Origin of the sequence: Sulfitobacter sp. M39, from assembly GCF_021735935.1 — a bacterium.
GTDB lineage: Bacteria > Pseudomonadota > Alphaproteobacteria > Rhodobacterales > Rhodobacteraceae > Sulfitobacter.
In genome coordinates, this window is the sequence record NZ_WMDZ01000001.1 from 2,286,381 (window position 1) to 2,299,357 (window position 12,977).

General features: G+C 61.9%; 11 protein-coding genes. 7 read left to right on the top strand and 4 right to left on the bottom strand.

All coding sequences use genetic code 11. From position 1 onward, the window contains the following. Positions 1 to 27: 27 nt before the first annotated feature. Positions 28 to 801: a 3-hydroxybutyrate dehydrogenase gene (locus GLP43_RS11095; RefSeq protein WP_237279959.1), complete on the bottom strand. Its 774-nt coding sequence runs from the start codon at positions 799 to 801 to the stop codon at positions 28 to 30. 423 nt (positions 802 to 1,224) lie between these two features. On the opposite strand from GLP43_RS11095, the gene GLP43_RS11100 reads away from it, so the two are divergent. Beyond that, entirely contained in the window at positions 1,225 to 2,943 is a 1,719-nt protein-coding gene (locus tag GLP43_RS11100) for an extracellular solute-binding protein (protein WP_237279352.1), read from the top strand. Positions 2,944 to 3,034: 91 nt separating this feature from the next. Here the strand turns inward: GLP43_RS11100 and GLP43_RS11105 are convergent, their stop codons facing one another. Beyond that, entirely contained in the window at positions 3,035 to 3,658 is a 624-nt protein-coding gene (locus GLP43_RS11105; RefSeq protein ID WP_039912303.1) for a helix-turn-helix domain-containing protein, read from the bottom strand. A gap of 64 nt (positions 3,659 to 3,722) precedes the next feature. On the opposite strand from GLP43_RS11105, the gene GLP43_RS11110 reads away from it, so the two are divergent. The 4 genes from GLP43_RS11110 to GLP43_RS11125 all read left to right on the top strand — a co-directional run bounded on the left by GLP43_RS11110 (position 3,723) and on the right by GLP43_RS11125 (position 7,799). After that, on the top strand, positions 3,723 to 5,237 hold the full coding sequence (locus tag GLP43_RS11110; RefSeq protein ID WP_237279353.1) for a class I adenylate-forming enzyme family protein: 1,515 nt from the start codon (positions 3,723 to 3,725) through the stop codon (positions 5,235 to 5,237). Next, the gene (locus tag GLP43_RS11115) at positions 5,234 to 5,875 is read left to right on the top strand and encodes a DsbA family oxidoreductase (protein ID WP_037964336.1); all 642 of its coding nucleotides are present in this window, start codon (positions 5,234 to 5,236) and stop codon (positions 5,873 to 5,875) included. Before GLP43_RS11110 ends, GLP43_RS11115 begins: the two co-directional genes overlap by 4 nt. A gap of 115 nt (positions 5,876 to 5,990) precedes the next feature. Beyond that, entirely contained in the window at positions 5,991 to 6,473 is a 483-nt protein-coding gene (locus GLP43_RS11120; RefSeq protein ID WP_237279354.1) for an adenylyltransferase/cytidyltransferase family protein, read from the top strand. 90 nt (positions 6,474 to 6,563) lie between these two features. Then, positions 6,564 to 7,799: a multidrug effflux MFS transporter gene (locus GLP43_RS11125; RefSeq protein WP_237279355.1), complete on the top strand. Its 1,236-nt coding sequence runs from the start codon at positions 6,564 to 6,566 to the stop codon at positions 7,797 to 7,799. A 161-nt stretch (positions 7,800 to 7,960) separates the two neighbouring features. Here GLP43_RS11125 and GLP43_RS11130 read toward each other — a convergent pair whose 3' ends face one another. Together GLP43_RS11130 and GLP43_RS11135 are read right to left on the bottom strand one after the other, a co-directional pair. Further along, a complete protein-coding gene (locus GLP43_RS11130) occupies positions 7,961 to 9,262 on the bottom strand; it encodes a DEAD/DEAH box helicase (protein WP_005853776.1) in 1,302 nt (433 codons plus the stop codon). 317 nt (positions 9,263 to 9,579) lie between these two features. Continuing rightward, positions 9,580 to 10,623: an AbrB family transcriptional regulator gene (locus GLP43_RS11135; RefSeq protein WP_237279356.1), complete on the bottom strand. Its 1,044-nt coding sequence runs from the start codon at positions 10,621 to 10,623 to the stop codon at positions 9,580 to 9,582. 134 nt (positions 10,624 to 10,757) lie between these two features. Here GLP43_RS11135 and GLP43_RS11140 point away from each other — a divergent pair, with 134 nt between their 5' ends. Both GLP43_RS11140 and eno read left to right on the top strand, forming a co-directional pair. Then, complete coding sequence (locus GLP43_RS11140; protein ID WP_237279357.1) at positions 10,758 to 11,627, top strand: DMT family transporter; 870 nt, start codon at positions 10,758 to 10,760, stop codon at positions 11,625 to 11,627. Between the two features lie 69 nt (positions 11,628 to 11,696). After that, the gene (gene eno, locus GLP43_RS11145) at positions 11,697 to 12,974 is read left to right on the top strand and encodes a phosphopyruvate hydratase (RefSeq protein ID WP_237279358.1); all 1,278 of its coding nucleotides are present in this window, start codon (positions 11,697 to 11,699) and stop codon (positions 12,972 to 12,974) included. Positions 12,975 to 12,977: the final 3 nt, after the last annotated feature.

Genomic DNA, 12,977 nt, shown 5'->3' on the forward strand with positions numbered 1-12,977 from the left:
CGAGGTATCCCGCGCGCGCGTGATATATTACAGGGCGGTCCAGCCACCATCGACGCTGATCGTCGTACCAGTGATCTGATCCCCCGCCTCGGAACACAGGAAAGTTGCGGTGCCACCCAGTTGTTCGACTGTGGCGAACTCTTTCGACGGTTGACGCTTGAGCATGACGTTCTTGATCACCTCTTCGCGCGACATGTCGTATTCTTTCATCGTGTCGGGGATCTGCTTTTCTACGATATCGGTCAGCACATAGCCCGGGCAGATGGCATTGCAGGTGATCGGGTCTTCGGCCGTTTCCAGCGCGGTGGTTTTGGACAGCCCTACGATCCCGTGCTTGGCCGCAATATAGGCGGATTTATAGGGCGAGGCCGTCAGCCCGTGAGCCGAAGCGACGTTGATCACGCGGCCCCAGCCCGCCTCGCGCATCATCGGCAGGGCCACTGCGGTGGTGTGAAACGCAGAGCTGAGGTTGATGGCGATGATCGCGTCCCATTTCTCGGTCGGGAAGTCGGGGATCGGCGCGACATGCTGGATGCCCGCGTTGTTCACCAGAATATCGCAGCGCCCTGCATCGATGATCAGCTGGCGGCAGTCTTCGGCTTTCGACATATCCGCCTTGATATAGCGCGCGGTAACGCCGGTTTCATCGGCGATGTCTTTGGCGATGGCGTGGTCTTCGTCGCGGTCGGTAAAGGAGTTCAGCACAACATCCGCCCCCGCCCGCGCCAATGCCCAAGCGATGCCAAGCCCAATACCGGAATTGGACCCCGTGATGACTGCTGTTTTTCCTGAAAGATCGATGCTGTAAGCCATGAAAATCTCCTAGCGTTTCTGCATGTGCATCATGGCGGGCTGCGAAACGAATGGAAACGGCTAATTCCGCACCCCGGCGGAATGCCCCTGCTGCCCGGACATTTGCCGGATCACGGGCAAAAAAAAACGTCCGCACGAAGCGGACGTTAAGTTATTGAGGCAGGTTTCATACAGGCAAGAAACCTATCGAGCAGTGAGTTCGTTATACGCAATTCGCCGCCGTAATCCAAGCTTAAAGTTTGAACTGTAGCCGCCGCATCGCTAAGGAATACGCTAATAAAACAAGGGCAGAGCGGGATTGTTGCTAAAATGGCGTTTAAATTTTTCCAAAGCTGTCGGGCAGTTGCAGCTGTTTCTTCACTGATTCTTCTCAGTGGATTCGCCCGCGCCGAGCCCGCGCATGGTATATCTATGTATGGGGACCCTGCCCTCCCACCTGATTTTGTGTCGCTGCCCTATGCCAACCCGGACGCACCCCAAGGCGGCGCGATTGTTCTGGGCAACACCGGCGGGTTTGACAGCCTCAATCCCTTCGTGCGCAAGGGCACCTCTCCGTGGCAGTTGCCGTTCTTTACCCATGAAAGCCTGATGGGCCGTTCGTGGGATGAACCTTTCGCGCTTTACGGGCTTTTGGCCGAATCGATTGATGTGCCAGAGGACCGGTCATGGGTCGAATTCACCCTGCGACCCGAGGCGCGTTTCTCCGATGGCAGTCCGGTCACGCCCGAGGATGTGATCTTTAGCTACGAAATGCTCGGCACAGAGGGGCACCCGCGCTACCACGGGCTTTATGCCCAGATCGACAGCATCACCCAGACCGGTCCGCGCAGCGTCAAAATGGTTTTCAACACCGATAACCGAGAGCTGGCCCTGCTGGCAGGGATGCGCCCGATTCTAAGCAAGGCGCAATGGGAGGGCCGCGATTTCGCCAACGCCCCGCTGGCGGAGATACCGTTGGGCTCCGGCCCCTATGTTGTCAGCGACTATAAGGCGGGCAAACAGGTCACCCTGACCCGCAACCCTGACTACTGGGGCAAGGATGTGCCGTTTCGCAAAGGCACCCATAACATCGACGAGATAAAGCTCGACTTTTATGGCGACGCGAATGTGTTGTTCGAGGCGTTCAAGGCCGGAGAGATTTCCGCCCTGCGCGAATTCAACGCCGAAAGCTGGGCGACGCAATATGACTTCCCCGCCGTGCAGCGCGGTGATGTGGTTAAATCCACCTTCGCCCATAGCAAACCCTCTGGCATGACTGGATTGGTCATGAACACCCGCCGCGCCCCGTTTGACGACATCCGTGTGCGCGAGGCGCTGATCGCGGCCTTTAACTTTGAGTATATCAACGAGACGCTGACCGGCGGGGCGCAACCGCGCATAACCTCTTACTTCTCGAACTCTCCGCTGGCGATGCAAGACGGCCCCGCCACCGGCCGCGTGGCCGAGTTGTTGACCCCCTTTGCCAGCGACCTGCCCGCCGGCGCGCTTGACGGCTATGCGCTGCCCGTGTCCGACGGATCTGCCCGCAACCGCGCCGGCATCCGCCGCGCCATGCGCGCGTTGGCCGACGCGGGATTCAGCGCCGATGGCGGCACCATGCGGGGGCCTGACGGGCAGCCCTTGTCGTTCAGCATTCTGCTGTCCAAAGGCAGCAGCGAGAATATCGCCATTGCCGAGCTTTATATCCAGGCCCTTGCCCGTCTGGGCATCACCGCCCGCGTGGACGCCGTGGATGACGCGCAATTCGTCGCGCGTAACGCGGCCTTCGACTTTGACATGGCCATCTTCCGCCGCGCCCTCTCGCTTAGCCCGGGTAACGAGCAACGTTATTACTGGGGGTCGGAAGCTGCCGATCAGGAAGGCAGCCGCAACCTAATGGGCGTGAAATCCCCCGCCATTGACGCGATGATCGATACGATGGTCGGGGCCAGCAGCGCCGAGGCGTTCACCGCCGCCACGCGCGCGCTGGATCGCGTGCTGACCGCCGGGCGCTATGTCATCCCGTTCTGGCAGTTCACCGAAGACCGCATCGCCCATGTCGCAGCGTTGAAATACCCCTCCCACGTGCCGCTCTATGGCGACGGGCCGAACTATATGCCCGAGGTCTGGTGGATTGAACCGGACCAGTAAGCGACGCGTATAGGGATCAGGCGGCGGTGCCTGTGGCGTAGCGGCCCTTCGGGGAGAGTTTATTCGGCAAAATGAAGCGCGGGCCTGTCGGTTAGGTGAGCGATGTGACCCAAAGGATCGTGGCGTCCTCATCGCTGGTAGAGACGACGTTATGCCCCATCGTCGCATCATAATAGGCGCTGTCGCCGCGGCGCATTTCGACGGGTTCGTAGAATTCGGTGTATAGGGTGATGACGCCGGTCAGCACGTAAAGGAACTCTTCCCCGTCATGGCGCACCCAGCCGTCGAATTCATCCATCCGGCGGGCCCGGATACGCGCGCGGTAGGGCAGCATCTGCTTTTTGCGCAATGTGTCGGCCAGCATCGTGTGCTCGTAGGTGGTCGTCGCCTTGGCCGCCCCCTCGCCCGATTTGGTGACCGCCATGCGCCCGTTGATCTGCCCCGCCGAGGGAGGCGTGAAGAGCTGTGGCACCGAGATTTCCAACCCCACGGCGAGCTTTTTCAGCGCCTCATAGGTGGGTGACATCTGGCCGTTCTCAATCTTGCTGAGCGTGGAACGGGCCAGTCCGGCCTGATTGGCGGCTTGCTCAAGCGTCCAGTTGCGCGCCTTGCGCAGCTCGCGCACGCGCGCCCCCAGATCAACGGGCGGGGCGGTTTCCGTCTCGCCGCTTTCGCGGGCGATCTGGATCATGGATTTCGGGCCGTCTTGCGTCATGCGCTGGCTATAGCGCCGCGCCGGAGCTCTTGCAACGCTGCTGCGCGCGAGGTAGCGATCGGGCATGTTGTCCGTCTCTGCGTCCACCGGCTTTGCGCCTTGCCCCGCCCCGTTCAATCTTGCCGCCCATGTTCTGGGCCGCGCCGCCGATTTGGGCGACAAGACAGCGCTTGCCATTGTCGGGCCCGATCGCGTTGAAGCCTGGCGTTTCGACCAGCTTGAGGCCGCCGTGCGCGGCACCGCGACGGGGTTGCTGGGCATGGGGCTGCACCCGGGTGACATCGTGCTGATGCGCCTTGGCAATACTGTGGATTTCCCGCTGGCCTATCTGGGCGCGCTGGCCGCAGGCTTGGTGCCTGTCCCCACCGCCGCCGCGCTGACAGAGCCGGAGGTCGCCGCGATCATCGCCACCCTCGCGCCCAAGGCGATCTTGCGTGATCCCGCCGTGCCCTGCCCGCCAAATGACACAACCGTTGATCTGGCCCAGCTCAGGTCCATGCGCGATTTGCCCGCGGCCCCCTGGCATATGGGCGACCCCGACCGGCTGGGCTATATCATCTATACCTCTGGCACGTCGGGCCGGCCGAGCGCGGTGATGCACGCACATCGCGCCATCTGGGCGCGGCAGATGATGGTGCGCGGCTGGTACGATCTGAAGCCCGAGGATCGGGTGATGCATGCAGGCGCGTTCAATTGGACCTATACGCTGGGGACCGGTCTCATGGACCCTTGGACCGCCGGTGCCACCGCCTTGATCCCGGCTGCGGGCGTGGCGCCTGCGGATTTACCTGCCTTGATGGCGCGGCATGAGGCGAGCCTTTTTGCAGCCGCACCGGGGGTTTACCGTCAGATCCTGAAACACCACGACCGGATCAACGTGCCAAGCCTGCGCCACGGGTTAAGCGCGGGGGAAAAGCTTCCCTCGGCCGTTGCCCGCGCATGGGAGGCCGCCAGCGGCACGCCGATCTTCGAGGCCTACGGCATGTCGGAGTGTTCGACCTTCCTATCCGCCTCTCCCGACCGTCCGGCGCGGGCGGGCACATTGGGCCAGCCTCAGGACGGGCGGCGCATCGCGTTGATCGGAACGGAAGGCCCGGTGGAGATCGGCCAAGAGGGCACCATCGCGATCCACAAGAGCGACCCGGGGCTGATGCTCGGCTATCTTGGCGCGCCGGATCAAACGGCCCAGAAATATCAGGGTGACTGGTTCCTGACCGGCGATCAAGGTGTCATGGGCACGGATGGGCAGATCACCTATCTGGGGCGCAATGACGATATGATGAATGCGGGCGGGTTCCGCGTCTCGCCGATCGAGGTGGAACAAACCCTCGCCAAATTCCCCGGCATCCATGCTGTCGGCGCGGCGGAGGTCGAGGTTAAACCCGACGTGACCGTGATCGCGGCCTTCTATACGGCCGACAGCCCGCTGGACGAGGCCGCGCTGGCGCTTTATGCACAAGACAACATGGCGCGCTACAAGCAGCCGCGCCTTTTCATCCACCTGCCAGAGCTCCCGATGGGCGCGAATGGCAAACTGCTGCGCCGGTCCTTGCGTGCAGCCTATGAGGCACAACGATGACCCAGACGATCAAGCTTGATATCATGTCCGACCCGATTTGCCCTTGGTGCTATATCGGCAAGGCCCATCTGGACCGCGCACTGGAAAGCGAGCCGGACCACCCTTTCGCGATCGAATGGCACCCGTTCCAGCTGAACCCCGACATGCCTGCCGACGGGATGGACCGCCGTGCCTATCTGGAAGGCAAATTCGGCGGCAAGGAAGGTGCGGTGCGCGCCTATGCCCCTGTGGTGGAACATGCCGAGAAAGCCGGACTCAAGATCAACTTCGAGGCGATGCAGCGCACCCCCAACACGCTGAATGCCCACCGGTTGATTCATTGGGCCGGGATCGAGGGGCGCCAGACCGCTGCGGTATCGGCGTTGTTCAAAGCCTATTTTGTCGATGCGCGCGATATTGGCGATGCCGAGGTGCTTGCCGATATCGCCGACGGGATAGAGATGGATGCCTCTGTCGTGACGCGTCTTCTGGCGACGGATGAGGATATGGAAGACATCCGCAAACGCGACGCGCACAGCCGCGAGATGGGCATCAACTCCGTCCCGACCTTTATCGTGGGCGGGCGTCACGCGGTGCCGGGCGCGCAGCCGCCAGAGCTTTGGAAAAAAGTGCTGGCCGAGCTGCGCAACGAAGGCTGAGGCCACGCGCCCGGGCTGGAAGTCAGGGGCAGAAAGGCTTTGCCTTTGTGCTGAAACCCGCCTAGAATCAATCGGATAAAGGGGCAAAGACCCCTATCCAGATCGAGCGGGCAGCATGAAATACGATATCCCCTTTCCCTTTATGGGACGCGGGCGGGCGACGGTGGTGACACCGGCGGCGCGCCCGTCCAGCTTCACACCCTCCACGCCACTCACGCGGACGATCCTGACCTATGGCGGGTTCGACGGGTTCCACACCGGTCACGCCGACTGGCTGCGGCAGCTGGCCCGTATGGGCAGCGATCTGGTCGTCGGCTGCCAGAGCGAACAGTTCTGTCAGCGTGCGGGGCGTCCGGCGCATCTGGGCTTTGCTGCCCGCCGTGCAGTGCTGGAGCGGTGCCGCTATGTCTCGCGGGTCATTCCGCTTGAGACATGGGATCAGGTGCGCAGCGATATCGTGAATTACAACGTCTCGGTATTGGCCTTGCCGGCGCATCTTTCCCTGCCGGTGTCGGGACTGGACGAGATCGTTCAGGTATTGCGTTTGCCGGTGACCGTCCGCGCGACAGAGCAGCGCCAGCGCGCCCAAGCCAGCTGACGGCGCGACGCCGATTGCACTATCTGTAAGGCAGCCTTATGAACACCATAGGCTGCGCCCTGCGGCCCACCGTTACGATGGAGCCGATGGATGACCGACGACCGCCCCGACATCAACATGAGCCGCCCCGAGTTTGTGGCGCTGATTGCGATGATGTTTGCAATCATTGCTTTCTCGACCGATGCGATGCTGCCTGCCCTGCCCGAGATCGGCGCAGAGCTGTCGCCATTGGATATGACCAAAGTCCCGTTGATCGTGACCGCCTTTATTCTGGGGATGGGGATGGGCACTTTTGTCACCGGCCCGCTGTCGGATGCTTTCGGGCGCAAGAATATCATCTACCTCGGATCTGCGATCTATATCGCGGGGGCTATGGTGGCGTGGCTTAGCCAATCGCTTGAGGTGATGCTGATCGCGCGGGTGGTGCAGGGTGTGGGGGCTGCGGGCCCTCGGGTTGTGGCGCTTGCGGTGATCCGCGACCTTTATTCGGGCCGGCAGATGGCCAAGATCATGTCTTTTGTGATGATGATTTTTGTCGTGGTTCCCGCCTTTGCCCCTGCGATGGGGGCTGTGATCATCGCCCTGTCCGATTGGCGTGGCGTATTCTTGTCGTTCATCGTTTTCTCGGCAACCTGTGTGGTCTGGGCCATGCTCCGCCTGCCTGAAACGCTGCCCAAGCCCAAGCGTCGGCCGTTGCAGATTGGCCTGCTGTGGAACGCGGTGAAAGAGATTTTCAGCAACCCGATGGTGTGTCTGTCGATCACGGTGCAGACGCTGGTGATGGGGTTCTTGTTCTCGACGCTGATGCTGGTGCAGCCCATTTATGACCAAGTCTATGACCGCGCCGAGAGCTTCCCCTTCTGGTTTGGCGTCGCGGCGCTGATCTCGGGGACGTCGAGCCTGCTGAACGCGCTGCTGGTCGTCCGGTTGGGCATGCAGCGGATCGTGATCCTTGCGCTTGGCCTGCAGATCGTACTGTCGGGCCTGATGCTGGGTCTTGGTCTGGGCGATCTGCCCGAGCCCTATGGCTTTGTCTTTTTCCTGATGTGGCAGGCGTCGCTGTTATTTCAGGTGGGGCTGGTGATGGGCAACCTCAACGCGCTGGCGATGGAGCCTTTGGGCCATATCGCCGGCATGGCGGCGTCGGTCATCGGGGCGGTGTCGACGGTGATGGCGGCTATGCTGGCATCGCCCATCGGGCTGATGTTCAACGGCACGATCACCCCGCTGATCGGCGCGGTACTGACGCTGGCGACGCTCGCCTTTGCGCTGATGCTGCTTCTGGCGCGGGTCAACCGGCAGGCGGCAGCAGACCCCGCGGAATAGGGCTGAGCGACCACGTGGTGGCTGGTGGCGCCGGTTTCGCCCTTCGGGCGAGGATTTAGAGCCATTTGGAAGCGCGGACCATGGCGCTTTAGAGAGAGGTAACAAAAAGGGGCACCGCTGATGGCGGTGCCCCTTTTGATCGTGCGTTGATACCTGCGCGCTTATGCGGCGCGCTGCCCGGCTGGCTTGCGACGACGCCGCGCGGCACCGGCGGGTTTACCCGCACCGCCGCCATTGCCACCGCCCCCGTTGCCGCCACCGCCACCGGGGCGACCACCGCGACCACGACCGCGTCCGCCGCGACCCTTTGGCTTGGCGGGTTCGTCAATCGCTTCCCACGGACGGCCGGAGGCCACGGGGATCGAGATTTTCATCGTCTTCTGGATATCTTTCAGCTCGCCCATTTCATCCGGTGCGCAGAAAGCGATCGCCGCCCCGTCTTTGCCCGCGCGTGCGGTCCGGCCGATACGGTGGACATAATTGTCGGGCACATTGGGCAGTTCGTAGTTGTAGACGTGCTTCACATCGGGTATATCCAGACCGCGGGCGGCGACATCCGTTGCCACCAGCACAGTGACCTCGCCTTTCTTGAAGGATTCGATGGCGCGGTCCCGCTGACCCTGGCTTTTGTTGCCATGGATCGATGCCGCTTTGAAACCGGCTTTGACCAGATCCTTCATCAGCTTTTCACAGCCGTGTTTGGTCCGCCCGAACACCAGGGCGCGTTCCTCGGTGTGTTTGCCAAGCAGTTCGATCAGCAGGGATTTCTTTTCCGCCTTGGCGATGAAATGCACCTCTTGAGTGATCTTGTCCGCCGCCTTGCCCGGAGGCGAGACTTCGATGCGGATCGGGCTGTTGAGGTAGCTGTTGGCGATCTCGTTCATCAGTTTCGGCATGGTTGCCGAAAAGAGCATCGTCTGACGCTCTTTCGGCAGCACCGCCGCAATCTTGCGCAGATCGTGGATAAAGCCCATGTCGAGCATCTGGTCCGCTTCATCAAGCACAAGGAAAGTGGTCTTGTGCAAAAGCACCGCGCGGCGGTCCATCAGGTCCAGCAAGCGCCCGGGTGTGGCCACCAGCAGGTCGACGCCGCGCTCCATCCGTTTGATCTGCGGGTTGATCGACTGGCCGCCGACAATCATCATGGTTTTCAGCTGGGTGCCTTCGCAGAACCCCTTGAGGTTTTCCATGATCTGGTTGGCCAGTTCGCGGGTCGGGGCCAGCACCAGCCCGCGCACGGTGCGCGGCTCGGGGCGGGCTTCGCGTTCCAGCATCTGGGCCACCAGCGGAATACCGAAGGCGGCGGTCTTGCCGGTGCCGGTCTGCGCCAGCCCCATCACGTCGCGGCCATTCATCCCGTGGGGGATCGCCTGTTTCTGGATCGGGGTCGGATCGGTCATACCCATGTTGGTCAAGGCTTTGACCAGACGGCGCGGCAGGCCCATCATTTCAAAATCGCTCATCGTTTTGTCGTCTTTCCGCGGGATGCGGGGCAATGCCCCTTCCCGCCATAGCAATCACGCGGGCCCTGTCGATGCAGGGAAACCGCGAGGGACGCAAAGCAGATCGCAGGGGGCGGCCTAGTGCCAACACCCTGTCTGTTGCGCTTGGCCCCACGCGTGATTTTGGGAACATCGGCGGCCTTTTGTTCAACTCTCATAAGACGCGACGATTTTAGGTCGACGGGTCAAGGGCTGGTCTGCTCACGCGGCAGAAGGCATCGCTTGCGCCCCAGATGGGCTGTTTGGGCGGCAAAGTCAACGGTGCTGTGAAAGATAGCCTAGCGCGGAGTGCTGCGCGCCAGCATCAAGGGCAGCACAGCGCTGAGGATGAACAGGCGCATCATGTGGCAGGCGGCGACGAAACCGGGGCTGATCCCCAGCACGCTGCCCATAGCGATCATTGTCTCGAACCCGCCGGGCGCAAAGGCCACGAGGATATGCGCCAGCGGCATGCCAAGCGCCATGGCGACTGGGATCGCCCCCAGTAGTGCCAACCCCACGGCAAGGCAGGTGACCGCAAGCCCGGCCGCGAGCCCCTTGGTCAGATCGTCAAGCCGCACGCCGGAGAACCGCGTGCCGATCAAGGCCCCGAGCACCACATAGGCGGGCATCACCAGCCACAGGGGCAGCACACCGGGGGCGAGCCCTGTCACATGCGCAAGCGATGACACCAGCATCGGCCCGATCAACATCGGTGCGGGCACCCGGATGCGCCCCAGCAGCACCCCTGCCCCGACGGATAGCACCGCCATCACCAGCAATGTCACGCCGCCCATAACGGGGCCGTCGGGCACGATGGACCCGCCCAGATCAACCCCCATCGCCAGCGCGACAAAGGGCACCACCAGCGTGAGCGACAACAGCCGCACCGACTGCGTGGTCGAGATGCGCACCACATTATCCCCGCCATCGGCCGCCATCGCCAGCACAAAGCTGAGGTGTCCGGGGGCCGAAGCCAGCAGTGCTGCACGACGGTCAAAGCCAAAGAACCGCGCCAGCAGCCACCGGCTGAGCACCAGCATCGCCCAGACCAGCACGGCCATCACGACAAAAGCCAGCGGCCAGCGCAGCATGGCATCGACCGCATTCTGGTCAAACCCTGCCCCCACCGACAGGCCAATGACGACAAAGCAGATGTTGCGCAGCGGCAGCGACACCCCCATGCGCCCGCCCGCCAGACCGGCCAGCGACACCAGCACCGCAGGCCCCAGCAGCATGTAGATCGGCGCGTTCAGCAGCCAGCCGAGACCGGCCCCCACCGCGCCGATAAAGACGGTGAAAACGGTCGTAAGCGTATCAGAGGGGGGGCGCGGCCATTTCATACGCTTGTGCTAGCAGTTGCTCCCTGCCGCCACCAGCCCCGTCACGGGATGCACCGCGAGGCTTGCACATCCCCCGACAAAGGGACATGCATCCCCTGACGGAATTTTAGAACGATTGTATGAAGGAATAGGATATGGACAATCTGCGCGGCGCTTTGATCATGGTGCTGTCGATGTTGGGCTTTGCCATTGAGGACATGTTCATCAAGCTGATCGGGACGGATATCCCGATCGGGCAGATTATCTTTATGCTCGGGACCGGTGGCGCGCTCTGCTATGGTGCGATGGTGGTGATGAAGGGCGAACCGTTGATGGATCGCGCGATGCTGACCCGCCCGATCTTGCTGCGCGCCTTGGGCGAGATTGTCGGCACATTGGGGTTTGTATCGGCCATTGTGCTGACACCGATTTCTTCTGCCTCGGCCATTTTGCAGGCGACACCGCTGGTGGTGACCCTTGGTGCCGCGCTGTTTCTGGGCGATCCCGTCGGCTGGCGCCGGTGGAGCGCTATTCTGGTTGGTATGCTGGGCGTCTTGCTGGTGATCCGCCCTGGGATGGACAGCTTTCAGGCGCTGTCCCTGCTGGCGGTTCTGGGGGTGCTGGGGCTGTCCTTGCGCGATCTGGCGACGCGGCGGGTGCCGAAATCGACCTCTACGTTCCAGCTCTCGTTCCTTGCGTTTCTGGCGCTGGTCCCTGCGAGCCTGCTGTACATGCTGGGCACGGGCACGGCCTTTGCGCCGATGTCGGGGGTTCAATGGCTGTTCATGGGGGCCGCACTGACAACCGGCATGGTCGCCTATTACGGCATCGTCGCGGCGATGCGCATCGGCGAGATCAGCTTTGTCACACCGTTCCGCTATGCGCGCCTGCTGTTCGCAATGGTTGTGGGCATTACGATCTTTGGCGAACGCCCCGATTTGCTGACCTATGTTGGCGCAACCATCATTGTTGCCTCGGGCATCTATACGGTATGGCGTGAGCGAAAGGTCAAAGAACAGGCCTGAACACTTTCCATCCTCCCCCCGGCGCGCTAAACCGCTGCGCAATTGTCATCTGCAAAAGGATAGCCCCTTATGAGCACGATCATCGACATCCACGCCCGCGAAATCATTGACAGCCGGGGCAACCCCACGGTCGAAGTCGATGTGACGCTTGAAGACGGCACCATGGGCCGCGCGGCCGTTCCCTCTGGCGCATCCACCGGTGCCTATGAGGCGGTAGAGCGTCGCGATGGCGACAAAAAGCGCTATATGGGCAAGGGCGTTCTGGAAGCCTGCGCTTCGGTCAATGGCGAGATCGCGGATGCGCTGGTCGGCATCGACGCGACAGAGCAGGTCGAGATTGACGGCACGATGATCGAGCTGGACGGCACCGACAACAAGTCGCGTCTGGGGGCCAACGCCATTCTGGGCGTCTCCCTCGCGACGGCGAAGGCCGCGGCTGATTATTGCTCGCAGCCGCTCTATCGCTATGTGGGCGGCACCTCCGCGCGGATGCTGCCGGTGCCGATGATGAACATCATCAACGGGGGCGAGCATGCGGATAACCCGATCGACATTCAGGAATTCATGATCATGCCCGTCGCGGCAGAGAATATCCGCGATGCGGTACGCATGGGCTCCGAAGTGTTCCACACGCTGAAGAAAGAGCTATCGGCCGCAGGTCTGTCCACCGGTATCGGCGACGAAGGCGGCTTCGCACCTAACATCAGCTCCACCCGAGATGCACTTGATTTCATTCTGAAATCAATCGAGAAAGCAGGCTACAAACCGGGCGAGGAAATCTACCTCGCGCTGGATTGTGCGGCAACGGAATACTTCAAGGACGGCAGCTATGTCCTTTCTGGGGAAGGGAAAACCCTGACCAGCGCCGAGAATGTCGATTATCTGGCGGCCCTATGCGCCGACTACCCCATCATCTCTATCGAAGACGGCATGTCCGAAGACGATTGGGATGGCTGGAAGCTGCTGACCGACCGTTTGGGCGACAAGATCCAGCTGGTGGGCGACGATCTGTTCGTGACCAACCCCGAACGTCTGGCCGAAGGCATCAAACGGGGCTCTGCCAACTCCATGCTGGTCAAGGTGAACCAGATCGGCACCCTGTCCGAGACGCTGCAAGCCGTCGACATGGCGCATCGTGCGGGCTTTACCAACGTGATGTCCCACCGTTCGGGCGAGACTGAGGACGCGACGATTGCCGACCTCGCTGTTGCGACGAACTGTGGTCAGATCAAGACCGGCTCGCTCGCGCGGTCCGACCGGCTGGCGAAATACAACCAGCTGATCCGCATTGAGGAATCGCTTGGTGTGACAGCGGAATACGCCGGTCGTTCGATCCTGAAAGGTTGATCA